Origin of the sequence: Glaciimonas sp. Gout2, assembly GCF_035018905.1 — a bacterium.
Classification (GTDB): domain Bacteria; phylum Pseudomonadota; class Gammaproteobacteria; order Burkholderiales; family Burkholderiaceae_D; genus Glaciimonas.
In genome coordinates, this window is sequence record NZ_JASJXA010000048.1 from 1 (window position 1) to 23,517 (window position 23,517).

Genomic DNA, 23,517 nt, shown 5'->3' on the forward strand with positions numbered 1-23,517 from the left:
CTTGATCGTGGCAGCGCGTGCGGCAAGCGTCGCATCACACGCCAGCGTTTTGCCAGTCAGACGTTGGGTCAGCGCAATTGCCGCTGCCTTGGCGTCACCGCAGATACCGACCGAGATCTTCTTGACCAATCCCAGCATTTTATGGTCGGCATCGATCTGGATGATCTTGGCCGTTTTTGGCCAATAGTCCATACCGTGCTGTGGCAAGGTACCGAAAGGCCCGAGCCGGGTACCGAGTGCAATCACCACATCTGCTTGCGCCATCAACTTCATGGCGGCCTTGGAACCCTGATAGCCGAGCGGTCCGGTCCACAATGGATGACTGGCCGGGAACGAGTCGTTATGGAGATAGCTATTGACGACCGGTGCGCCCAGACGTTCAGCCAGTGCCTTGCATTCTTCAATGGCATCGGCCATGACCACGCCGCCACCGGAAATGATGACCGGAAATCTGGCGTTCGCCAGCAATGCAACGGCTTCGTCAAGACTCTTCTCGCCGCCAGGACCACGATCCAGGCGACTTGGCAATGGAATCTCGGCCTGAATTTCACCGTAGAAATAGTCACGCGGAATATTCAGTTGGGTCGGTCCCATCTCTGACATGGCACGGTCAAAGCAGCGTCCGGTGAATTCGGCCATGCGGGCCGGATTGGTCACATGTCCCTGATATTTGGTGAACTCTTCAAACATCGGCAACTGGTTGGCTTCCTGAAAGCCGCCCAGTCCCATGCCCATAGTGCCGGTTTCTGGTGTGATGATGACCACCGGACTATGTGCCCAGAATGCCGCGGCAATGGCGGTGACGCAATTGCTGATGCCGGGACCATTTTGACCAATCACCACACCGTGACGACCGGACACACGCGCATAACCGTCGGCCATATGACCGCCACCTTGCTCGTGCACCACGGGAATGAGGCGAATACCGGCAGGCGCAAAGATGTCCATCGCGTCCATAAAGGCAGAGCCCATGATCCCGAACATATCAGTGACGCCATTGGCAACCAGTGTTTCCACCATCGCTTCGGACGGGGTCATCTTCTGTAAGCCAACCGTCACCTTCCGGTTAGCCAGGGATATTTGATCGGTCATAAAAGTCTCTCTTGTGAGTTGATTATTCATAAGTTGTACAAAACATAAATTGTTCAAATGACTCGTTGCGCGCGTGTTGGGTTACGCAATGCATGTTTTATATATATTGGTACTATAAGTTCCAATATTTAACATTAATGGAACTTTAAGACCTCGCAAATTGAATGTCAACTCATTTATCTAAAAATCGATACAAATTATCATTAAAAATGAAATTATTTTATAATGAATTTTTGCATGTAAAGCTGCATAAAATTGCAGGACAGAGCCTTAAATAGCTGATGCAGGGAATAGATTTGCGCGTCGCCGTCATAACTGGCTTGCATTGCCATCGATCACTGAACGAATAAGCAGTCAATGTGAATTGGCCGCAGGATTTTGGGGTCCATCTTGAAGCTACAACAACTAAGAGTTTTAATTGCGATTGCAGAACACGGTAGCCTCAGCATGGCTGCACAATCGTTGCATATCACGCAGCCCGCAGTGACGAAGGCCATTCAAGAATTGGAAACTGATTTAGGGGTAAGTCTGGTGGTGCGGTCTTCACAAGGCGCGAAGTTGTCGATGTTTGGACAAATACTGGTGAAGCACGCCCGCATTGTGGATCAAGAAATCAGGCATGCAAAAGAAGATATCGCCAGCCTGTCAGGGCTGAAAAAAGGGAATGTTTTTCTTGGCGTCACGCCCGTCGTGGCCTTGGGGCCGATATCAAAAGCCATCAGTGCTTTTAATCATCGGTATCCCGATATCAATATCCATATCAACGAGATGCGACCCGCGCAAATCACAGAAGGTTTGCTTGATGGAACGCTCGATTTAGGCGTTATTTCCCGGATAGGCATACCAAATTCGCCGCGCTACCATTGGGAGACTCTTTATAAAATTAATCTTCTGGTTTGTTTGAGGATTAATAGTCAACTCCCGGAGGTGACGTCGATCATGGAGTTAGCCGGATACACCTGGCTGGTGTGGGATAAATTGGAAAGCCCGGGGAGCATGTTTGCAGAAATTTTTAGTGCTGGCAATGTAAAGTTGCCTAAAAAAATTATCCGCTGTTCTTCAACCGTGCTGTACTCACAACTTGCCGCGCAGCAGGATTATGCCTGCGTAATTACCGAGCCTGCATTTGAGTGGTCGGCATTCAAAGGCAAGCTTAAAATGTTGAATCTGGAAGAGCAATTGCCGGTCATGCATGCCGGCCTGGTCTACAGAAAAGAATCGCTGTTGACCGATATTGTGATTGAATTTTCGGAGTTGATTAGAGCGATTTGTAAAGATCCGAACGATGTGGCAGGCTACCGTTGTATTAAGTAATTTATTGTAATATTTGAATATTACAAGTATATGCGATGCTTAGACAAGGCGATTGATGATAAATTTATTGTAGCTACAATGTATAAACATTCAGGAGGCGCGTAAATGGAATTATCAATTCAAAAGTGGGGCAATAGCGCGGCAGTTCGGCTGCCGACGGAACTGCTTAGCCAGCTTAAAGTTGCCTTAGGTGATAAATTATCGGTCGATGTGCGCCCTGAAGGAGTGATGTTGAAGGCAAAGCGGCCGACCTATGCGTTGGCGGACTTGATTGCGCAATGTGATGCCAAAGCACCGGTTCCCGCAGATTTAAAAGCATGGAATGACATTACCTCGGTGGGACGCGAGGCATGGTAAGGCGCGTCAAGTTTCAACGTGGCGATATTGTGATGGTGAGCCTGAATCCCACCCAAGGCCGTGAGTTGCAGGGAGAAAGTCGTCCGGCGCTGATTTTGTCTTCAGCGCTGTTCAACTCTTTAGGCGTTGCGATGGTGGCGCCCATCACACAAGGCGGTGACTTCGCCCGATTTGCTGGATTCGCAGTTCCATTAAGCGGCTCTGGAACCGTAATGCAGGGAGTCGCGTTGGTCAATCAAGCCCGCATGTTAGATATTGAGGCGAGAGGAGCTAAAAAAGTCGAAACTGCCCCTGCGTTCGTCATTGACGATGCGTTAGCCCGATTACAAGCAATTTTGGATTAACAAAATCAAGCAAGGTGCGCTGATGGGGATATCAACGTCCCCTCGGTCGCACCTTGACAATATTACGTCCAATATTGGCAAATTTTTGAACGTGATATAGCGGAATAGCGGAATAACCGGAATACCGTCAATCTACTTTATTGCTTTTTTTCTTCAACCCGAGCGACCATCATCAAACTAGAAGTATCCAGCCTGTTACCGCCTCGGTTTTGTACTTCTGTATAAAACTGATCTACTAGGCGGGTTACTGGAAGCTGGCTACCGTTACGTTCTGCTTCATCGAAACAGATTCCTAAATCCTTGCGCATCAGATCAACAGCAAATCCAAAGTCGAATTTAGACGCCAGCATTGTTTTGCCTCTATTTTCCATCTGCCAGGATTGTGCTGCTCCTTTGGAGATGGCGTCGATCACGCGTTCGCCGTTCAAGCCCGCCCGCTCAGCAAACGCCAGGCCTTCTGCTAATGCCTGAACGAGTCCTGCGATGCAGATTTGATTGACCATTTTGGTGAGTTGACCAGAGCCTGCTGGGCCCATATACACCACCGCACGGGCATAAGAGGCAATGATTGGTTCTGCGCGTTTAAATGCTGCTTCATCGCCACCGACCATCACTGTCAATGCGCCATTTTCCGCGCCAGCCTGGCCGCCGGAAACGGGCGCATCAAGAAAGCTAATGCCGAGTGCACTTGCAGCGTCACTTAACTTCCGCGCTGCATCTGCCGAGCAGGTTGAGTTGTCGATCAAAATACTGCCGACCGTCATGTTGGCTAGTATTCCGTCGTCGCCCAAGGTGATTTGATACAGATCATTGTCATTACCGACGCAGGTAAAAACATATTCGGCATCCTTGCAAGCGGCCGCCAGCGTAGTGGCGACTTGCCCTTTGTTCTTTGTGGCCCATAAATCCGCCCGTGTCTGGGTGCGATTGAACACCGTCACTTCATGACCGTGCTTGGCAAGATGGCCTGCCATTGGAGAGCCCATGACCCCTAAACCAATAAATGCGACTTTTGCCATTTTTACGCCTTTTGATGATGGTGGATAGTGTGGATAAGTGATGCTGGTTGAAATTGTTACACAACTTTGCTCTGCAAGGTTGTTGGCGCATTTGCAGTTTCCAAGAACACAGTTCCCTTGATGAACTATTCGGCGTACATGCCGATCTTTTTTTCGTCTTTGGGGACGTGAGAACTTAAAAAGCTTATATCTTCTTATAACTTTTAGTGTGCCGCATTATCAATGCTTACGGATCAAAAGCATGCATAAAGTTTATATTTCATCATGCCTCCGCTGAATCATTTCCTGAAGCGCCAGCGAGGCTTTGGTTTTGTAGCGTGCTTTGTGATGCAACAGGTAAAACGAGCGCAGTGGCAGTTCAATATTGGCCTTGCATAGTAACCCGGCCTGAAGATGTGACGCCACCACCAGTTCTGATACCACCGTCACAAAGGGACCTGACATGACTGCCGAGCGCACTGCTTCATTTGACGGCAGCGTGAGAGCGATGTGCAATCCACTCACGTCCACGCCGATTGCCTCTAGCATCTCCTCGAAGGCGGAGCGCGTACCCGAGCCTTGTTCCCGCATGATCCACTTGCCACTCCGTAAATCTGCGGGTTCTAGCCTCTGGCCGTTTGCCCAGGGATGGCCCGGCCCGACCACAGCGACGATCCGGTCCTCATCAACGGTCTCTACTACCAATGCTGGTTCGTCTATGGTTCCCTCTATGAATCCCAGATCCGCCGCACCGTCGACCACCGCTTGCGCCACTTGCTGCGTATTGCCGACGGTAAGAGTGAGTGCAATCTGTGGATACTTTTGATGAAAGCGCACCATCAGCTCCGGCAGCCAATAACTGGCAATCGTCTGACTAGCCTGAATGTTCAGCGCTCCACGTTTGAGTCCGCCCAATTCCGACAGCGTTAGTTCCGCCGCTCTGGCGCTCGCTAGCGTTGACCGCGCTTCTGTCAAAAAAATACGACCTGCCTCGCTGGTCTCAATGCGGCGTCCCACGCGATTAAATAGCGGTATGCCATAACGGTTTTCCAACACCCGAATGGCTGAGCTTACAGCAGAGGGCGTCAGCGAAAGCGCATTCGCCGCTTGTGTCAAATGCTGGCGTTCAGCGACTTCTACAAAAATACGTAATTGTTCAAGAGTCATGGTTCAAGGGCCATTTTATTGTTCGATTTTGTTTAACGAAATATGAAAAACTATAAGATAGACCGAACTATTTGTCCACCCGATAATGAACGCGTGCAATTAAAGCGTTAAAAAAGATTGGGACAAATGAATAAAAATATAATAACAGCGACAAGAAATATCCTTCCCGGATTGGCTCTTTGCGGAATTGTCACGGGTGCCGCTTTTGCTCTGGAAGCATTGGAAGAACACTTCTTTGGTCGGGCTTGGTTGGAAAGTCTGGTTCTGGCGATTCTGATCGGCAGCATCGTGCGGACTTTTTACAAGCTCGATGCACGCTTTGAAGCAGGTATTCGTTTTGGTGCCAAGACGGTGCTTGAGATCGCCGTCGTATTGCTCGGTGCCTCGATCAGTGCCAGCGCTATTCTGGAAAAAGGACCAGACCTCATTGGTGGTATCGCGGTCGTGGTGTTAATGGTGATTTTGGCTAGTTATTGTATAGGTCGTGTGGCGGGCTTGCCTTCTAAAATGGCGATCCTGATTGCCTGCGGCAATTCCATATGCGGCAACTCGGCTATCGCGGCCGTGGCGCCAGTAATTGATGCGAATAGTAAAGACGTCGCAGCCTCTATTGCTTTTACTGCCGTGTTCGGTGTCATGGTCGTACTGATATTGCCATTTTTGATGCCGGTATTGTCACTGTCGCTGGTGCAATACGGTATTTTTGCGGGGATGACGGTTTATGCGGTTCCACAGGTGCTGGCCGCGACCGCAGCGGTCTCGCAGACCAGCGCGCAAATCGGTACGCTTGTAAAACTGGTGCGGGTTTTGATGCTGGGGCCGGTTGTGTTGCTTTTGTCGTTAATGGGACGCAAGGACAGCGCCTTCCGCACACCACTTTCACAGATGGTGCCATGGTTCATCATCGGATTTCTCCTGTTAATGGCGCTGCGATCGTTTAATTTTATTCCTCAGTTTGCGATTCAACCAGCGCATTTTTCTGCAAATCTCCTGACCATTATGTCGATGGCGGCACTCGGGCTTGGCGTTGATGCCCGTTCAGTGCTGAAGGCTGGTGGACGTGTGACGATAGTGGTGGTCTTATCGTTGCTGATATTGTCGGCGGCCAGTCTGGTGTTGATCAAACTATTAGGTATCGTCTGAACCGACCGATCAGGTCGTCAACTCTGGTCCGTGTTATCGGGCCAGTTTTACATCTGGTCGCTTCAATAGTATTAGGCGCAATCACATGATCGGTAGTTTAATGCGTCGCAATCGACACTCTCTCGAAGGAAAATGAAATGAGCCTACCCCAGAAACTGCAAACACAAACGTCTGACGATTGTCTGACCATCGCAGGCAAAACATATCGGTCGCGGCTCTTGGTGGGCACGGGAAAATATCGCGACTTTGAAGAGACGCGTGCCGCGGTCGATGCCAGTGGAACCGGGATCGTGACGGTGACGATCCGCCGTGTCAACATAGGTCAGGATGAGCATGCACCTAGTTTGCTCGATAGTGTGCCGCCATCGGAGTTTACGATTTTGCCTAATACTGGCGGCTGCTATAACGCCGACGATGCGGTCTATACTTTGCAGCTTGCACGCGAATTATTGAACGGTCATAAACTGGTCAAGCTTGAAGTATTAGGTGACGAGAAAAATTTGTTTCCGAACATGCCCGAAACCCTGAAAGCCGCAGAAATATTGGTGCGCGACGGCTTCGATGTCATGGTCTATTGCAGCGATGATCCGATTCAGGCCAAGATGTTAGAGCAAATCGGTTGCGTCGCTGTCATGCCGCTGGCCTCGTTAATCGGTTCCGGCATGGGTATTTTGAATCCTTGGAATTTATCCCTGATTATCGAACAAGCCAACGTTCCTGTGCTGGTTGATGCAGGCGTAGGCACTGCCTCTGATGCGGCGATTGCGATGGAGTTGGGTTGTGACGGTGTACTGATGAATACTGCGATTGCCGGTGCGCGTGATCCCATCGGAATGGCGCGGGCCATGCGACTAGCAGTGCAAGCGGGACGTGCGGCTTATCTGGCGGGACGAATTCCGAAACGTTTTGCAGCGTCGCCGTCGTCTCCTATGGCTGGGCGTATTTCCTGATCTTACGGATGATGTGAATGTGAGTGTGGGTTGGAGGCGGTGCCGATGACTAAAACATAATTCTGAGAATATTCGAAAGTATTCAATCGGCGTAAAAAATCACGGTTTATAACCGTGATTTTTTTTTAACATTCAGAATCGACGCTCGTTTAAACACGCCTAAATTTTGTCATACTTAAGTGTTTCTATCGAAAGTAGTACAATTTGTTCCAATTATTTTAAATTTATAGTAATGTAGAACACAAAAAGAGACATGTAAAACTATTTATTACAAATTTCGAGACGTTTTGTGACTAAAATCCGAATAACTCTATAAGCCAGTCATATGAATAACAATCCTGTAGAAAAGTTGGAGCAAGAGAAGATCGACGGTGATACGCCAACCATGCGCTTGTTTGCATTGCTGGAGGTTATTGCTGAAAAGGATCAACCATTCTCGCTTCAGGGAATCGTCGAAGAGATCGGTCTACCTAAACCGACCGTGCACCGGATGTTGCAACAGCTTGAGGGTGTGGGTGTGTTACAGCGGGAAGGTGATGGTCGTCACTACAGCACCGGTGTTCGCCTGCGACGCCTCGCATCAAACCTGCTGATCAACAACACCTATCATGGCGCGCGCCATAACGTACTGCGTCAATTGATGGAGGAAGTGGGAGAGAGCTGCAATCTGACTGCCTTCACAGGGAGCGAAGTGGTGTATCTGGATCGGATGGAAACCGTTGCGCCGTTGCGCTTCTATTTGCATCCGGGATCGCGGGTCCCGGCGCATTGCTCGTCGACGGGTAAATTATTTCTGGCGCAAATGACGCCGATGCAACGTCGCCGTTTGCTGGCCCATATGCCCATGATCAAATACACCAACAACACAGAAACCGATCCGGTCAAACTTGAGCAAGAACTGGAAGTGGTGCGGCGTAATGGCTACGCCATCGATAACGAAGAATTCCTGCCGGGATTACTGTGTGTCGCGGTGCTCGTTCCTGCCGCAGAAGGGCGCTCCAATCTGGCGGTTGCTATACAAGCGCCGATCATGCGCTTGACGCACGAAAAGGCTTTGCATTTTTTGCCAGCCTTGCAACGTGCAGCTAAAGCGCTGGCCGCTATTGAGTCTGAGACATCCTCGGCAACGAACGTCGCCAACTAATTTAATATAAGGAAGCCGTCGTGACTGCCTCATCCCAAGCAACGATTTCAGCAACATCGGAGGCCAAAGCCGATCTCATGGTGTCGGTAAGAACCCTGTTCGGCATTGACTCCGATCTCAAGGTGCCAGCATTCCGTGAACGTGGTGCGCATGTGCCGGATATCGACGACGCGTATCGCTTTAACGCTGATGTGACCTTGGCGATTTTGGCCGGTTTTGCCTGGAATCGACGCGTGATGGTGCAAGGTTTACATGGCACTGGCAAGTCGACTCATATTGAGCAAGTGGCGGCGCGTCTTAACTGGCCTTGTATCCGCGTCAATTTAGATGGTCATATTAGTCGCCTTGATCTGGTTGGCAAAGATACCATCGTCCTGCGTGATGGAAAACAGATCACCGAATTTCAGGAAGGGATAGTGCCTTGGGCTTTGCAGCGGTCGATGGCCTTGATTTTCGATGAATACGATGCTGGTCGACCAGACGTCATGTTCGTGATTCAGCGGATTCTTGAGCGGGATGGAAAATTCACTTTGCTCGATCAAAATCGCGTCATTCATGCGCATCCTCATTTCCGACTGTTTGCGACCTCAAATACGATTGGCCTTGGCAATCTGAACGGTCTTTATCATGGCACTCAGGCGTTGAATCACGCACAGATTGATCGCTGGAATATTGTCGCCTCGTTGAATTATCTTGAGCCTGACGAGGAGGTCGCGATTGTACAGGCACGCGTGCCAGCGTACGCAAATGAAAAGGGAGCCCGGTTAGTTGCAGCCATGGTGGCGTTGGCTGACTTGACGCGTAAAGGGTTTGCCGTTGGTGATTTATCTTGCCTTATGTCGCCACGCACAGTGATCACCTGGGCAGAAAATTGCCAGATATTTTCCGATACGGCATTGGCCTTTCGGCTCTCCTTTCTCAATAAATGTGAAGAAGCCGAGCGCGCCATCGTCGCAGAGTACTTTCAACGTTGCTTTGATGACGAACTGATAGAGTCGCATCTGCACCAGATCAAAAACACAATGTGAACGCAGTGAATCCCGCTCCACACCGCACGCGCCAGCAGCAACAAGTCGATGAGTTATGTGTCGCCGTTATTCGCTCACTGAGCGGCGAAGCAGACGTCACTACGCAGGCGGGTCGTTTGCGCAAGGGGCAAAAAATTCTTCCGACGCATGCCGCGCACTTGCAAACCGCTCATCAGCGCGACGACTTTCGGTCGTTTCGGGGCGCGGCGGATAGTATTGCCTTGGGTCTGCAATATACCAATCCTGTTATCCATCAAAAATACTGTCCCATCCTTCCGGTAGAGCGCCTTATTTTTGAGTTGCTGGAACAGTTGCGGGTGGAAACGATGGTGCCCGACACCATGCCCGGCATGCGCAAAAATCTGCACCATCGATTTGAGGCGTGGTCGCATGATTTCTATTTCGCTGGTCTGACCGAGAGTGCGACGGGTATTTTGCTCTATACGGTATTTCAAATTTGCTGGTCGCGGCTGACCGGCCAACCGGTCTTGGAAAAGACCGAAGGCATTATCGAGAGCACCCGCGCTGCAATAGCGCCGCTATTAGGCATTGATTTGCTTGGCATGCGCCGACATCGTGATGATCAGGCAGCTTTTGCGCTCCATGCCCGCGCCATTTCCGACATCGTCGGTGAGATAATCCGTAGCGATAGCGAAGAGTCGGACGACGCAAAAAAAGCAAACGGCAAAGAAGAGCAAGGCAAAAATGCGCTCAGGTTGCTACTGAACTTCGACAATGATGAAACCGATGTAATCACGGTCGCCGCCAGTGGTCGCAGCAAGGTACTGGACGACGCGGCGCACGGCTACGCCATCTTTACGACTGCCTACGACACGCAGGTTGAGGCAAGTTCGCTGGTCCGAAAGGAATTGCTCAAAGAGTATCGTGACCGGATTGATCAGCGTATTGCTGCGCTAAGTATTAATATCCCGCGATTGTCGCGCCAATTAAGAGCGCTGCTCGCCTTTCCACAACGTGATAATTGGTCCTTCGGGGAAGAGGAAGGCTATATCGATGGCCGTCGACTGGCGCAATTAATCAGCTCACCTTCAGAGCGACGTCTGTTTCGGCAAGAGCAGTTCAAGCCGAATGCCAATTGCGTCGTCTGCTTTCTGATCGATTGTTCTGGCTCGATGAAGGCACATTCCGAGCGACTTACCGTGATGATCGATGTGATGGTAAGGGCGCTTGAACAAGTCGGCGTTGCCAGCGAAGTTCTGGGATTTACTACCGGCGCATGGAACGGCGGCAGGTCACATCGAGATTGGCTACGTGTCAAGTCTCCGGCATCTCCGGGTCGACTCAATGAACTGATGCACATGGTATACAAAGACGCTGATACGCCATGGCGTCGCGCGCGTGCCGATATCACGGCACTGCTGAAGGCTGACTTGTATCGTGAAGGTATTGATGGCGAAGCTGTGGAATGGGCGTGTAGCCGCATCCGGCAACGCAACGAGGAAAGGCGTATTCTTGTCGTCATTTCCGACGGAAGTCCAATGGATAGCGCCACCAATCTGGCCAATGACGATTGCTATCTTGGCAATCATCTGAAAGAAGTCGTTGGTCGCCAGGCGCTTCCTGGTCAGCTGGAAATCTGCGGATTGGGCGTGGGACTTGACCTCAGCCCTTACTATAAACGGAGCCTGGCAATTGATCTTCAGCAGCCCATTAATAATGCATTACTCGCTGAAGTCGCGCAGCTCATTGGTGGCCGGCAGCGGCGCTGACAGGCCTCAATGATGGTTTCTGCGTGACAAAGAGTAAATTGCTTGACCAACAGAAAGTTGAATTAATATGAAAGTCATTGTCTTAGGCGCTGGTATTGCAGGCACGGCATCTGCCTGGTTCCTGCACAAGGCCGGGCATGAGGTAACCGTCATTGATCGTCGGCCCGGTCCGGCGCAAGAGACAAGTTTTGCTAATGGTTGTCAAATTTCGGTATCGCATGCGCAGCCTTGGGCAAATCCGCATACCTTGCTCAAGGTCATAAAGTGGCTGGGTAAAGAGGACGCACCGTTATTGTTTCGGCTGCGTCCCGAGCTGTTGCAATGGCAATGGTGTGTACAGTTTTTGCGTGAATGCTTGCCCGGTCGCATCAAGCACAACATTCGCCAGATTGTCTCGATTGCCGAATATAGTCGCCAAACCTTGCAAGCCGTGCGTGCCGAAATCGGGATGGACTACGATTTTTTGACGCGGGGAATTCTGCATTTCTATACCGACCAGCGCGAGTTCGATAAGTCGCTGGCCGCCGCTGCGCTGATGCGAGAACTGGGTTGCCCACGCAATACCGTGAGCGTCGATGACATCATTCGGCTGGAGCCAGCCTTGACCGGATTGCGCGACAAGATCGTTGGTGGCGACTTCACGGCAACCGATGAATCCGGAGATGTGTATAAGTTCACCTGTGCGCTGGCTGAAAAGGCTGCGGAACTCGGTGTCCAGTTCCGATTCAATACGACAGTTACGCGCCTACTCTCAGAAGGCAGCGGTGCGCACAAGAAGATTAAAGTGATTGAAGTAATCGATGCAAGCGGTCGCCATCAGACGTTGCAGGCCGATGCTTTTGTGGTGGCGCTCGGCAGCTTCTCAGCGCCGCTTTTGAAGCCGCTGGATATCAATCTGATGATCTATCCTGGCAAAGGTTATTCAGCCACATACCAGGTCATCAATCCAGAAGCGGCACCCACTGTGTCATTAACTGACGATAGTCATAAGTTAGTGATGTCCCGGCTGGGCCAACGCCTGCGTGTGGCAGGCACGTGCGAGTTAAATGGTTACTCACGCGCATTAAACCCGGCTCGTTGCAATGCCATCACCCAGCGCGTGCGAACTTTGTTTCCCGATGCATGTGATTATGATAATCCAACCTATTGGGCTGGATTGCGTCCACTAACGCCCTCAAACATCCCGTATATTGGTAAGTCAAAGATAGCCAATTTATTCTTGAACACTGGTCACGGAACGCTTGGCTGGACCATGGGCTGCGGATCAGGGCGTGCGATTGCGGATATTGTTTGTGGTCGTCAGCCCGACCTTGATTTTGCTTTTACCGGCATGCCACGACGCCAACCCATGCAAATGGGCTCGCCGGGAATCGTGGGTTAAGTCTTCCATGAATTACCGAACGAAGCAGGGCGCTTCACGGAATGAACTAAAACAGTGTAATAAAGAAGCGACGGGACGCCGACTGAAAAGTTAACATTCTGCCGGTTGCAGCAACTTGAGTCGCTGCACCTTTCCTGATGGCCCTTTCGGCAATTCGTCCTGAAAGCGGATGAGCTTCGGTGTCTTATAAGCGCCAAGTTCATATTTGCAAAATATTCTAAGCTCATCTTCGGAACATTGTTGACCCGTTTTCAGCACTACGCACACCATGATCTCCTGACCGTAATGTTGATCTGGAATACCGACGGCAGCGGCCTCAAGTACCGCTGGATGTTTAAGTAGTGCTTCATCGATCTCCCTTGGCGCAATATTTTCACCACCTTTGATGATTAGCTCCTTGATTCGACCGGTGACGAAGACGAATCCATCCTCATCCAGATAGCCGAGATCCCCGGTGTGCAGCCAGCCCTCTGTCGTGAGAGTCTTGGCAGTCTCTTCGGGATTTTTGTAATAGCCATTCATCACGTTCGGCCCGCGCACCATGATTTCGCCCGTTTCGCGGCTTGGTAAACCGTGTCCTTCTGGGTTAATAATCTTCGCTTCATTGCCAAAAGCCCGGCCTGCACTGCCGATCTTGCGTTGTGCTGAATCGAGTGGATTGGTGAAGCATGGTGCTGCCGTTTCCGTCAGTCCCATGGTTTCAATGATGCCAATGTTAAATCTGTCTTCAAAGGCACGATGCAGGTCAGGCGGAAGCGGCGCCGAAGCCGAGCGGCAGAAACGGACACGGCTGATATCCAGATTGTTGTCTGGCGCCTCGGCACTTTGCAACAGGTAAGAGACCATAGTCGGTACCAGATTGATCCAGCTGCATTCATACTGCGCCACCAAGCGCCAGAAATGCGAGACACCAAAACGGTGCGGCAGAACCAGACTACCGCCATGCACTAATGTTGCAGTCGCGGTCACGATCTGAGCGTTAATATGGTAAAGCGGAAGGGACGCCATGACCCGATCTTTCGGCCCTAATTCGTGCGCGGCCGACACGAACTGTCCTCCTGAGATGACAGACCTGTTGGTCAGCATGACGCCTTTCGGTATGCCGGTGGTTCCCGAGGTATACATCATCAAGGCATCGTCCTCTTCATTGACGCATGGCATCTCTTCGATCATTTCTTCCATTTGATCTGATGCGGCAATGAATTCTTCTGTGTCGATATCACACAAAACGATTTGAATTTTCCGGTCGATATTGCTAAGTGCGGTGTGGAGGCGTACCAGTTGATCCGGCGATACAAATACGATAGAGGCGTCGCTATGGTTCAGCACGTATTCAAGCTGTGATGCTTGTGCCAGCAAATTTAGCGGAGTGACGCAAAAACCACCGTACATGGCGCCAATGAATAGTCGACAGGTCTGATAACCATTCTGCATCAACAGTGCCACCTTTTCACCAGGCTGAATTCCACGTTGAGCAAGATAGCGTGCAAGCTTACGGGATGCTAGCTGGAGGCCGCCGAACGTCATGCTGTGGTTCGGTTCTGGGGCAACCAAATAGACCGCATTCGGGGTTTTCGCAGCCTGAAAATCGACATATTCACGAATCGTGCGCAGCATAATATTGATTCCTAAAATCAGTGTAACTGAGTAGAAAATAAGCAAAACCAAGCAATAAAAATATCGCTCCTGCATCTCTTGAAAATCAAGAAATACCAAGAGAGCGATTAGCTATATTTGCGGTGATACGCGCCAAAGATATCTTCTTCAGTCGGTATGTTTTCTGGGATGCTACGCACGATCCGTGTGATGTTCAGGTAATGTTTGTAGTGCATGTTGTCGGAGAAATTATTGCCGCCCCATGTGCCGCATCCCATTGAAAGTGAAAACGGCAATCCGTTTTCGAAGCTGCCGCCGGTGGCAAAACAATGCGCCTGATTCACAATGACCCGGCAAACCGGAAGTTCATTTCCCAAACGCAGCACATGTGCGTCGTCATCGGTATGTATGCCTACCGAGTGGCCCGCGCCCTGATAGTCATACAAAGCATTGACTATCTGGCAGGCGTGATCAAAGTCGCGGGCGCGATAAATCGTCAGTACCGGTGCAAGCTTTTCACCCGAATAGGGATAGTCTGAACCGGTTCCGACTTCTTCCACCATGAGGATTCTGGCTTGCGAAAAACGCGACTCGCTTAATCCCGTTAGCGCCGCAATTTTCGATGCGACCTGCGCGGTGACGGCGGCATCCAGTTTTCCTCGCGGCCACATGGTTTTTTGTAACTGACTTTTTTCGTTCGCATCCAACATGACACCGCCTACTTCGATCAGTGCGGCCACCGCTGATTCATAGACTGCATCAAGAATCACAACGCTATTTTCGGAGGAACAACTAGTCGCGTTGTCGAACGTTTTGGAGCTGCTTATTTTTTTTGCGGCATCACGTAGATTGGCTGAACTATCAATGATCGCGGCAACGTTTCCTGCGCCCACTCCAAATGCGGGCGTACCGCTGGCGTAAGCTGCGCGGATATTGTTTTGCGAGCCGGTTGCGACTACGAGATCGGCCTGGCGCATCAGTTCCTGCGTCGCCTCCTTGGTAGTGGGCGCGGGAAGATACTGAACAAGATCCAGCGGTGCGCCGACTTTTTTCAGTTCAGCATGGATGTAAGCGACCAGTGCAATACAGGTGCTCAGTCCCTTGGGAGAGGGCGCAATGATCACGGCATTGCGCCCTTTGAGGGCATTGATCACCTTGTTAGCTGGTGTTGCGGCTGGATTGGTCGACGGTGTGATCGCTGCCACCACGCCGACCGGTCGCGCAATCTCTATCAATCCACGCTCTGGATATTCGGCGATGATACCGACTGTTTTGGCATTTTTCAGGTCCCGCAACAGGCCGAGTGTTTTACGATGGTTCTTCAATATTTTGTCATCGACATTGCCCAGGCCAGTATCGTGAACTGCCATTTCAGCCAGGTTGCGATTGTGCGCAGGATGCATGATCGCCCATCCTGCCGCAGTCACGATATCATCTACTTGCTGCTGCGAATAGTGTTCATATTCGCGCTGTGCGGCGCGTGCCTTCCTGATGAGTTCAGAGACGACTTTTAATTCTATCGCCGGGTTGGATTTTGCGGAATTTTCAACTGACATTATGATCTCCATCCTTGGATTATTGATTGTTGATTGTTCAGATTTGACATTTTGATTTTTGTCCGCAGCCGGACAAAAAGCCGACCCTATCTAAAGACGGGCACTTTCCCCATCGGATTGAATGCCGGTTCTTCGATTGGTTCGTCCTTGAGCTTATTGGTCGGATCGATCCATAGTGAGCAGACTGCCGCAACCCCTAATAACGCCGCGGAAATCAGAAACGGCACTTCATAACTTCCCGTCGTTTGAATCAGGAAACCGAATACCGCTGGCGAAATCATTCCGGCTATACCGAACCCCGTATTCATCATGCCGCCAGCAGTTCCTGCATACTTACCCGCAATGTCGATAGGCAAACTCCACAACACCGCGTTCGTCAGTTCCAGGAAGAAGAAAGATAACGCCAGCAGTGCAACGGCTGTCAACGGTGTCTCGGTATAGATTGCGGGGAGGATGAAGACCAACGCTCCACCTAGGCCGACCACCAGCAACGAGCGTCTGGCAAGTTTAAGGTTGCCGGTTTTTTTATAGATATAGTCGGAAAGAACGCCGCCCAACGTGTCGCCAACCACGCCAGCCAGCAGTGGCAGCGCCGTAAATAATGCAAGCTGTTTCATGTCAAAACCGCGTGCATCCTTAAGATAAGACGGCAACCACGTCAGGAATACCCAGAGCGACCAGCCATAGCAAAAGTCCACGAATGTGATCAACCACATTCGCTTTATCATCTCTTTCCATGGGGTTTTTCCTTTTGCGGCTTTTTTCGTTTCAGCCGGATTGATACCGATTTCTTTCAGTTCGGCAGACGTTACCCACCTGTGTTCTATCGGCGTATTGCGATAAAGCCAAACGAAAACACACGTCCAGATCAGACTAATGACACCGAGAATAATGAAGGATTCGCGCCACCCGTATTGGACAACAATGAGCAAAACGAGCGGTGGTGTGACTGCACCACCCAAACGCGCAAAGCTATGCGTTATGCCCTGAGCGAAGCCGCGCTCTGTACTGGGCATCCAAAACGTGAAGGACCGTGTCGCCGCAGGAAATGCGCCACCTTCGCCGACGCCCAATAACATCCGAAACATGATTAATGACCAAAGTCCCCATGAGAAGCCGCAAAGGATCGTCGCAACGGCCCAAATGATGCTGAGAATTCCTAATACCAGTCGTGGACCATATTTGTCGGCAAACCATCCGCCCAGGATTTGCATGGCGGCGTAAGGATAGGCGAAGGCTGAAAAAACCAGACCTAATTCGGTCGGTGTGAGGCCCATCTCATGCTTTAGCACGGGTGCAATAATCGAAATGTTGACACGGTCTATGTATGAAATGAAATACATCAAACACATAAGACCTAATATCAGATGCCTCACCTTTAATCTTTTTTTCATGTCTCCGCCTTATCGTTGTAAGTGGTAATCATTATTTTGTACGGCCTGAAGCCTTGCCTTGTTTGATCTCCTCCTTGTCCTTTCGATGCAAAGCGTTCAGCCGTAGTTGGTCGACAGATCGGAATCGGGGCAACCGACTACCTATCTTTGTTGACGTTATCTTCTGTTTCTGTGCCTGTTTTTCCCTGGCAAATCACTTATCGGGGAGTCGGCATTTAATTGATTTGGCAGGATGCCGTTTTTGTCCCGTTATGCGGACGCGAGAAATAATTCAATGCAAGTCAATGCCAATCAATGCCAATCAATGCAAATCAATGCAAATCAATGCAATAGCCAGCGCGCAGATCTTGCGCGTCATGGCGACTACCTCACACATTGGGAGGTAGTGAGTGATAAAAAACGAAACGGTGGATTTCGTTTTATTAAATATACTTCTCAAAAAAATGAATTGCAAGAATAAAATTTAAAAAAACGGAATATTTCATTTCATTAAATAGAAATTTGATTTTTGGTCAGGTTGTTGCTGATATCATAATCTGAGATAATTCGGGCCATGAAACCTACGAAAAGCAATCAGAAGCAATCCGGTTCGGCAGCGTTAAGAGCTTTTCATATATTGGAATCTGTTATCCGAGTCGATAAACCTGTTTCGCTGGATGAAGTAGCGTCCGCCTGTGGATTACCCAAGCCGACCACCTATCGGACGTTGATCATGCTTGAGCAAGCGGGGATGTTGTCGCGGGAACCGGTTAGCAAGCGCTATACCGCTGGTGCGAGGCTATCGACCTTTGCGCTTGAAGTATTGGCAAATTCGATCGTACGCGCCCCTGCCCACGTGATTTTGCAGAGGCTTGTGGACGACATTGGAGAAACCTGCAATGTCACGATGCTGGACGGTAATGCGATCGTCTATCTGGATCGGGTAGAAACGCCATCGCCGCTGCGATTGAATTTGCAGCCAGGGTCGCACGTACCGTTGCACTGCACCTCCAGCGGAAAATTACTGTTGAGTCAGTTGTCACGCAGTCAGCGCCAAAAACTGATCGGGAGTGGCCCGCTGCAACGCTGCACCAACAACACGATCACGGATGTTGCGTTGTTAGAGCAAGAACTTCAACGTTTCACAACAGACAAAGTCGCCACTAATAATGAAGAGTTTCACGTCGGCATGATCGGGGTAGCGGTCCCGATATTGAATAGAAGCGGCCGGGCTTGCGCTTCGCTCGCGTTACAGGCTCCGGTGGTGCGCATGAATTTGGAACAGGCATTGCAACACGTGCCAACGTTAAGGTTAGCGGCACAAGCACTGTCGAATGCCTATTTTTCTGAAACACCTGCTGCTGCGTCAAATGCGGACATAAATCCGCAAATGACGCTTGATTGAAGCTTGGTTGAAGCGGATCCGACGCTAAATAGATGCGCAATAAATCAAAACCATCTGCGTCAAAATTATCGCGCCTTCTGCAATCCGGGATGCTCCAATTCGATGTCGCTGGTTTTTCCCTTACCGATCGATAAAGCGGCGAACGCAGATACCAATCCGGCAAACAAGATATAACCGACGATATGCCATGGCTGTCCACCGCCGGTTTTAAGCAGATAGGTGGCGATAATCGGCGTCAATCCGCTAGCGAAAATGCCAGAAAATTGATATACAAACGAGATGCCCGTATAGCGTACTTTTGCATCAAACAGATCGCAAAATAACGCCGCTTCAGGGCCGTATATCGATGCATAAAGAATGCCCAATGGAATCACAATCGATAGCCACACCACCAATACATTATCAGCGCTATTGATCATGAACCAAAACGCGGGAACGGCAGAAAAACTGGTGATCAGGGCACCCCAGAAAAACACCTTGGTCCGTCCCATTCGGTCAGACAAGCGACCAAAGAAGGGAATGAAAAAGCACATCACAACAGCCGATGCCATGACGCCGATCAATGCTTCAGTGCGGCTGATTTTGATCGAATTGGTTAAATAATTAATTGAAAACACGCCGAAGATATTAAAAAATACGCCATCGATATAACGTGCCGCCATGCCCTTTAAAACGTTCCCCGGATAACGTTTCATCATGTCGAAAAAGGGGATCTGGGTTTCAGAATTATGTTTCTTGATTGCCCTAAACTCCGGCGTTTCCATCACGGTCAGACGTATCCACATACCGATGAAGACCAGCACAGCCGACAGGATGAAGGCAAGACGCCATCCCCATGTCAGGAATTGCACATCCGTCAATGCATAGGACAGAATGGCTACCATGCCCGAAGCCAGACAAAGCCCGATAGCGAGACCCAATTGCGGCAAACTGGCATAAAATCCCCGCTCCTTTATCGGTGCATATTCATACGCCATCAGCACCGCGCCGCCCCATTCACCACCCAGTCCAATCCCTTGAACAATGCGCAACATCAATAATATAATTGGTGCGGCGACACCGATTTGCGCATAGGTCGGCAGCAACCCAATCAGAAAAGTAGAAACACCCATAATCATCAGGGTCATCACCAGCATGCTTTTACGGCCGATTTTGTCACCGAAGTGGCCGAAGATGACGCCACCAATAGGGCGACTTAGAAACCCGACGGCAAACGTGCCGTAAGCCAGCATCGTCGATACGATGGGATCGCTGCCCGGGAAATACAATTTATTGAAGACGATGCCCGCGACCACACCGTATAGAAAAAAATCGTACCATTCGATGGTGGCACCGATGACGCTCGCGACAACCACGCGCCGTAGTTCCTTTGTTTTACTGTTGCTATTTGCCATGATGTCTCCTGATTTGTTTTATAAACAATGGTGGTTCTGCACCGCTCATTCAGCCATCTTTTCAAGTGGCGTTATTGCGCGGCTATCCCCTGTTTGAAGCGATAATTTGTCTTAACGTGTCGTCACAAAAATGTCCCGTCGGATTCTTTGCTACGCAACTTTTTCTGCTTAGTGTTGTGCTACGTCATCTTGGTTGTTCGCGCATGATTGCTGCCTTTCAGCTGCATCCCCGATGATCATGTCTGCGGCTTTTTCTGCAATCATGATGGTGGGTGCATTGGTGTTGCCTGAAACAAGTTCGGGCATGATCGACGCATCGACTACCCGTAATCCTTTGAGTCCATGCACGCGCAGCCGATCATCGACCACGGCCATTGGATCGCTTCCCATCTTGCACGTCCCCGACGGATGGTAAATCGACTGGCTGAAGCGTTGCGCCGCTTGTAGCAACTCGGCATCGGTTTGATATTCCGCACCGGGTATAAATTCGGACAAGATGTGTGGCGCCAGAGAGTGCGCGCCTGCAATGCGTCGTGCCAGACGAAGCGCACTGATGACCACCGGATGGTCGCGCTCGTCAGACAGGTAATTGGGATGGATCTCAGGGTATTCCAGCGGATCGCTCGATTTGATGGCAATGTAGCCGCGGCTGTATGGCCTTAGCTGACAAACCGACATCGTGAAAGCAGAGAATTTATGCGCGCCTTCACCGGGTTTATCAGCGCTAAGTGGCTGCATATGAAACTGGATATCGGGCCGCGCCAGTGACGGATCGGACTTGGTAAATATCGTCACCTGGCTCGCTGCCAGCGTCAACGGGCCGGAACGTGACAACAGATACTGCATGCCGACTTTCATCTTGTTGATGGGGCTATTCACCTCATCGTTGAGCGTCTTCAAGCGCGTTTTGAACACGAGTCTGGTCTGAAGGTGATCTTGCAAGTTCTGTCCTACGCCGGGCAGATTGTGCACCAGCGGAACGCCCACACTGCGTAATAAGGCTGCGGGCCCGACGCCAGAGCATTGCAGAATCTGTGGCGATCCAATTGCGCCGGCGCATAAGATTATTTCGACGTCTGTGCTGACCTGGTGCAGCACATCGCCTATGCGATATTCCACGCCCACGGCGCGATGATCCTTGAACAGAATCCGTGTGATGTGAGCGCCGGTTTCCACTTGCAGGTTTGCTCTTTTTTTGGCCGGACGTAAAAATCCTTTGGCTGTACTCCAACGCAAGCCTTTATGCGCGGTTTGCTGAAAATAACTCACACCTTCCTGCGTATTGCCGTTGTAATCATCGTTGTAAGGAATGCCAATATCTTTCGCACCCTCAATGAAATAATCTGCAATCGGGCGACGTAGACGTAAATCCGATACTTTCAACAGCCCGCCGACACCGTGGTACGCATCGGCACCGCGCTCCTGATCTTCCGATTTTTTGAAGTAGGGCAAAACGTCTTTATAACTCCAGCCCTTATTGCCCAGCGCCGCCCAGTGGTCATAATCTTCTTTTTGGCCACGCACATACAGCAAACCGTTTAAGGAACTGGAACCGCCGAGTACCTTGCCGCGAGGCCATTGCAATTGGCGGCCATCGATGCCCTGATCCGGTTCCGTGACATAGCACCAGTCCAGCTTTGGGTTATGCATGGTCTTGAAATAGCCAACCGGAATATGAATCCAGAGGTTAGCGTCCTTGCCGCCAGCTTCGAGTAGCAAAACACGGGTGGCCGGGTTTGCCGATAAACGATTTGCCAATACGCATCCCGCTGATCCAGCGCCCACTATGATGTAATCAAAACGACGTGTCATGCGGTGATCTCCTTGTAGTTCTTGTGAATCGGGGCTTGTGGATTGGTCGCTATGTATTTTTTTCGAAACCCGCATTACGGCCAATTCGCCCATTTATTTTGCAATTATTCTCATATTCGGAACATAATGGTCCAAAATATGTTATTCCAAGCTTGCTTACAATCAGAAACTTGCAAATACTTGAGAAGTGAAACGAAAAATGACAAAACTGTTTCGAAATGCCGAGTTGTCAAAAGAGTCGTCAAGCGATTCAACTATTTCGTCCAAAGACGAGCTTGGTGATATGCGCGTCTTGCGTGTTCTGCGGCTGATTGAACACCTCGCCGCCGCACAACATCCGCAAACGTTGTCGCAACTGTCCTATCGCACCGGGATTCCCAAAGCGACGATGATGCGTACTCTCGAAGGGCTCGAACGGCTGGGATACGTATTGCGAATGCCAATTGACCGCGGATATTTGCTTGGTCCGGCGGCGGCCGATCTGGCGCTGTCCACGCTTAAAAATAATGCATTGATGCGCGGTTGCAGGACCATCCTTGGCAATCTTGCGGCCGCAATTGGAGAGACTTGCAACCTGACCATGCCAGCTGGAAGTGAAGTGCTATATGTTGATCGGGTCGACACGCCCGAACCGTTGCGATTGCATTTGCCACCTGGCACGCACGCGCCGATGCATTGCACCGCCAGTGGAAAATTATTTATGTCGCGCTTGCCCTTGCTTGATCAACAAAAAATGCTGTCCTTGATGGTCTTGAAACCGTTGACTCCCAAAACTATCGTCGATGTCGACCTGCTTACAGCCGAACTGACACGTCTCGATGCGCGTGGAATCGGAATAGATAATGAGGAATTCATACATGGTATGGTCGCTATTGCCGTGCCAATTTGCGCACCGGATGGACGCACCGTGGCAGCGGTTGCCTGCCATGCGCCGACAGCGCGTCAATCGTTGGATCAACTGATAGAAAACATTCCCAAGTTGAAGGTCGCTGCATTGAAGCTTCAACCATTATTGGTTGGTTAGAATCCAATCGGTTCTGTTAGCCGGTGACTATAAGGCTATAAGGGCAGGCCGCCTGCAAAGCAGGTGCGGACTTAACAACATCGCTATCGGTATCAATAATCACTATGCGATACCTATCGCATTCGCTTACCACCGATGTCATCTGCAGCCAATCGCCAATCGCCAATCGCCAATCGGAAATCAATCTGCTCGGCTATCGCTGAGCGTTATTTCGGGCGCAATTTTTTAGTATTTTTCTGGAATATTTCAGCAAGTGATTTTGGATGAGTGCGCTTAGGAAAAGCGGCATTGTTCGACGCTATCGACATAACCAAAAGTAATTGCGATCAAAATAATTATTTTGCCAGATCAAATAATTTGTCGCATATTGGAAAAAAATTATTAAAACGCTAGGAGATAAAATTGTTCAGATTTCTGATTGGTATCGGCATTCCCTATATCGCCGTAGTCGCCATGCTCCCTTGGGTCAACACCATTAATACCACCGTATTTGGCGTCCCATTTATTTATTTCTGGATGTTTATGTGGATGATATTGACATCGTGCTGCTTACTCACTTGCTGGATATTTTTCGACCGCAAAAACATCGACATAGACGATTGAGAGCAGAGCGCAAGAGTCACTAACAATCTTATAAATAATATAAAACTATTCGGGAGTTCGTATGTCTACCGTCGTCTTTTTAGGCTTCATCGCCTTTTCGCTCTAC

21 protein-coding genes are annotated in these 23,517 nt (G+C 50.2%); 13 read left to right on the forward strand and 8 right to left on the reverse strand.

Annotated elements, in window-relative coordinates; translation table 11 throughout:
* Positions 1-1,092 (reverse strand): sulfoacetaldehyde acetyltransferase (locus tag QN379_RS20595; protein WP_323507483.1); only part of this gene is annotated, 1,092 nt, incomplete at its 3' end.
* Between the two features lie 390 nt (positions 1,093-1,482).
* Here QN379_RS20595 and QN379_RS20600 point away from each other — a divergent pair.
* From QN379_RS20600 to QN379_RS20610, 3 genes are all read left to right on the forward strand, one after another.
* The gene (locus QN379_RS20600; protein ID WP_323507484.1) at positions 1,483-2,406 is read left to right on the forward strand and encodes a LysR family transcriptional regulator; all 924 of its coding nucleotides are present in this window, start codon (positions 1,483-1,485) and stop codon (positions 2,404-2,406) included.
* Between the two features lie 105 nt (positions 2,407-2,511).
* Positions 2,512-2,763 (forward strand): AbrB/MazE/SpoVT family DNA-binding domain-containing protein, encoded by a 252-nt coding sequence (locus QN379_RS20605; RefSeq protein ID WP_323507485.1) that lies wholly within the window; start codon positions 2,512-2,514, stop codon positions 2,761-2,763.
* On the forward strand, positions 2,757-3,107 hold the full coding sequence (locus QN379_RS20610; protein WP_323507486.1) for a type II toxin-antitoxin system ChpB family toxin: 351 nt from the start codon (positions 2,757-2,759) through the stop codon (positions 3,105-3,107). The genes QN379_RS20605 and QN379_RS20610 overlap by 7 nt, the downstream gene beginning before the upstream one ends.
* A gap of 137 nt (positions 3,108-3,244) precedes the next feature.
* Here QN379_RS20610 and QN379_RS20615 read toward each other — a convergent pair whose 3' ends face one another.
* Positions 3,245-4,126, reverse strand: coding sequence for an NAD(P)-dependent oxidoreductase (locus QN379_RS20615; RefSeq protein ID WP_323507487.1), 882 nt, complete (start codon positions 4,124-4,126; stop codon positions 3,245-3,247).
* 252 nt (positions 4,127-4,378) lie between these two features.
* On the reverse strand, positions 4,379-5,272 hold the full coding sequence (locus QN379_RS20620; protein ID WP_322237754.1) for a LysR family transcriptional regulator: 894 nt from the start codon (positions 5,270-5,272) through the stop codon (positions 4,379-4,381).
* Positions 5,273-5,398: 126 nt separating this feature from the next.
* Here QN379_RS20620 and QN379_RS20625 point away from each other — a divergent pair, with 126 nt between their 5' ends.
* From QN379_RS20625 to QN379_RS20650, 6 genes are all read left to right on the forward strand, one after another.
* Entirely contained in the window at positions 5,399-6,415 is a 1,017-nt protein-coding gene (locus QN379_RS20625; RefSeq protein WP_322237756.1) for a YeiH family protein, read from the forward strand.
* Positions 6,416-6,552: 137 nt separating this feature from the next.
* Positions 6,553-7,365 carry a thiazole synthase gene (locus QN379_RS20630; RefSeq protein ID WP_323507488.1) on the forward strand — a complete coding sequence of 271 codons (813 nt, stop codon included), beginning with the start codon at positions 6,553-6,555 and terminating at the stop codon, positions 7,363-7,365.
* A 325-nt stretch (positions 7,366-7,690) separates the two neighbouring features.
* Entirely contained in the window at positions 7,691-8,509 is an 819-nt protein-coding gene (locus QN379_RS20635; RefSeq protein WP_323507489.1) for an IclR family transcriptional regulator, read from the forward strand.
* 77 nt (positions 8,510-8,586) lie between these two features.
* Complete coding sequence (locus tag QN379_RS20640) at positions 8,587-9,537, forward strand: AAA family ATPase (protein ID WP_323507498.1); 951 nt, start codon at positions 8,587-8,589, stop codon at positions 9,535-9,537.
* Positions 9,534-11,267 carry a cobaltochelatase CobT-related protein gene (locus QN379_RS20645; RefSeq protein ID WP_416348557.1) on the forward strand — a complete coding sequence of 578 codons (1,734 nt, stop codon included), beginning with the start codon at positions 9,534-9,536 and terminating at the stop codon, positions 11,265-11,267. The genes QN379_RS20640 and QN379_RS20645 overlap by 4 nt, the downstream gene beginning before the upstream one ends.
* Before the next feature lie 67 nt (positions 11,268-11,334).
* Positions 11,335-12,648 carry a D-amino acid dehydrogenase gene (locus QN379_RS20650; protein ID WP_323507491.1) on the forward strand — a complete coding sequence of 438 codons (1,314 nt, stop codon included), beginning with the start codon at positions 11,335-11,337 and terminating at the stop codon, positions 12,646-12,648.
* A gap of 90 nt (positions 12,649-12,738) precedes the next feature.
* Here QN379_RS20650 and QN379_RS20655 read toward each other — a convergent pair whose 3' ends face one another.
* The 3 genes from QN379_RS20655 to QN379_RS20665 all read right to left on the reverse strand — a co-directional run bounded on the left by QN379_RS20655 (position 12,739) and on the right by QN379_RS20665 (position 17,194).
* Entirely contained in the window at positions 12,739-14,265 is a 1,527-nt protein-coding gene (locus tag QN379_RS20655; protein ID WP_323507492.1) for an AMP-binding protein, read from the reverse strand.
* A gap of 107 nt (positions 14,266-14,372) precedes the next feature.
* Positions 14,373-15,800 carry an acylating sulfoacetaldehyde dehydrogenase gene (gene sauS, locus QN379_RS20660; RefSeq protein WP_323507493.1) on the reverse strand — a complete coding sequence of 476 codons (1,428 nt, stop codon included), beginning with the start codon at positions 15,798-15,800 and terminating at the stop codon, positions 14,373-14,375.
* Positions 15,801-15,886: 86 nt separating this feature from the next.
* Positions 15,887-17,194: an MFS transporter gene (locus QN379_RS20665; RefSeq protein WP_322237771.1), complete on the reverse strand. Its 1,308-nt coding sequence runs from the start codon at positions 17,192-17,194 to the stop codon at positions 15,887-15,889.
* A 274-nt stretch (positions 17,195-17,468) separates the two neighbouring features.
* On the opposite strand from QN379_RS20665, the gene QN379_RS20670 reads away from it, so the two are divergent.
* Positions 17,469-17,654 carry a hypothetical protein gene (locus QN379_RS20670; protein ID WP_323507494.1) on the forward strand — a complete coding sequence of 62 codons (186 nt, stop codon included), beginning with the start codon at positions 17,469-17,471 and terminating at the stop codon, positions 17,652-17,654.
* A 93-nt stretch (positions 17,655-17,747) separates the two neighbouring features.
* Positions 17,748-18,578 carry an IclR family transcriptional regulator gene (locus tag QN379_RS20675; protein WP_323507495.1) on the forward strand — a complete coding sequence of 277 codons (831 nt, stop codon included), beginning with the start codon at positions 17,748-17,750 and terminating at the stop codon, positions 18,576-18,578.
* A gap of 65 nt (positions 18,579-18,643) precedes the next feature.
* Here QN379_RS20675 and QN379_RS20680 read toward each other — a convergent pair whose 3' ends face one another.
* Positions 18,644-19,972 (reverse strand): MFS transporter, encoded by a 1,329-nt coding sequence (locus QN379_RS20680; protein WP_323507496.1) that lies wholly within the window; start codon positions 19,970-19,972, stop codon positions 18,644-18,646.
* A gap of 168 nt (positions 19,973-20,140) precedes the next feature.
* Positions 20,141-21,784, reverse strand: a complete 1,644-nt coding sequence (locus tag QN379_RS20685) for a choline dehydrogenase (protein WP_322237774.1) — start codon at positions 21,782-21,784, stop codon at positions 20,141-20,143.
* A 199-nt stretch (positions 21,785-21,983) separates the two neighbouring features.
* Here QN379_RS20685 and QN379_RS20690 point away from each other — a divergent pair, with 199 nt between their 5' ends.
* Both QN379_RS20690 and QN379_RS20695 read left to right on the forward strand, forming a co-directional pair.
* A complete protein-coding gene (locus QN379_RS20690; protein WP_416348558.1) occupies positions 21,984-22,808 on the forward strand; it encodes an IclR family transcriptional regulator in 825 nt (274 codons plus the stop codon).
* A gap of 402 nt (positions 22,809-23,210) precedes the next feature.
* On the forward strand, positions 23,211-23,411 hold the full coding sequence (locus tag QN379_RS20695) for a DUF3311 domain-containing protein (RefSeq protein WP_323507497.1): 201 nt from the start codon (positions 23,211-23,213) through the stop codon (positions 23,409-23,411).
* The last annotated feature ends 106 nt before the right edge of the window (positions 23,412-23,517 follow it).

Excerpts from the sequence above, each read along its gene's own strand:
- QN379_RS20605 (WP_323507485.1), top strand. The coding sequence starts at position 2,512 with ATGGAATTATCAATTCAAAAGTGGGGCAATAGCGCGGCAGTTCGGCTG.
- QN379_RS20610 (WP_323507486.1), top strand. The coding sequence starts at position 2,757 with ATGGTAAGGCGCGTCAAGTTTCAACGTGGCGATATTGTGATGGTGAGC.
- QN379_RS20615 (WP_323507487.1), bottom strand. The coding sequence starts at position 4,126 with ATGGCAAAAGTCGCATTTATTGGTTTAGGGGTCATGGGCTCTCCAATG.
- QN379_RS20620 (WP_322237754.1), bottom strand. The coding sequence starts at position 5,272 with ATGACTCTTGAACAATTACGTATTTTTGTAGAAGTCGCTGAACGCCAG.
- QN379_RS20625 (WP_322237756.1), top strand. The coding sequence starts at position 5,399 with ATGAATAAAAATATAATAACAGCGACAAGAAATATCCTTCCCGGATTG.
- QN379_RS20630 (WP_323507488.1), top strand. The coding sequence starts at position 6,553 with ATGAGCCTACCCCAGAAACTGCAAACACAAACGTCTGACGATTGTCTG.
- QN379_RS20635 (WP_323507489.1), top strand. The coding sequence starts at position 7,691 with ATGAATAACAATCCTGTAGAAAAGTTGGAGCAAGAGAAGATCGACGGT.
- QN379_RS20640 (WP_323507498.1), top strand. The coding sequence starts at position 8,587 with ATGGTGTCGGTAAGAACCCTGTTCGGCATTGACTCCGATCTCAAGGTG.
- QN379_RS20650 (WP_323507491.1), top strand. The coding sequence starts at position 11,335 with ATGAAAGTCATTGTCTTAGGCGCTGGTATTGCAGGCACGGCATCTGCC.
- QN379_RS20655 (WP_323507492.1), bottom strand. The coding sequence starts at position 14,265 with ATGCTGCGCACGATTCGTGAATATGTCGATTTTCAGGCTGCGAAAACC.
- sauS (WP_323507493.1), bottom strand. The coding sequence starts at position 15,800 with ATGTCAGTTGAAAATTCCGCAAAATCCAACCCGGCGATAGAATTAAAA.
- QN379_RS20665 (WP_322237771.1), bottom strand. The coding sequence starts at position 17,194 with ATGAAAAAAAGATTAAAGGTGAGGCATCTGATATTAGGTCTTATGTGT.
- QN379_RS20670 (WP_323507494.1), top strand. The coding sequence starts at position 17,469 with ATGCAAGTCAATGCCAATCAATGCCAATCAATGCAAATCAATGCAAAT.
- QN379_RS20675 (WP_323507495.1), top strand. The coding sequence starts at position 17,748 with ATGAAACCTACGAAAAGCAATCAGAAGCAATCCGGTTCGGCAGCGTTA.
- QN379_RS20680 (WP_323507496.1), bottom strand. The coding sequence starts at position 19,972 with ATGGCAAATAGCAACAGTAAAACAAAGGAACTACGGCGCGTGGTTGTC.
- QN379_RS20685 (WP_322237774.1), bottom strand. The coding sequence starts at position 21,784 with ATGACACGTCGTTTTGATTACATCATAGTGGGCGCTGGATCAGCGGGA.
- QN379_RS20690 (WP_416348558.1), top strand. The coding sequence starts at position 21,984 with ATGACAAAACTGTTTCGAAATGCCGAGTTGTCAAAAGAGTCGTCAAGC.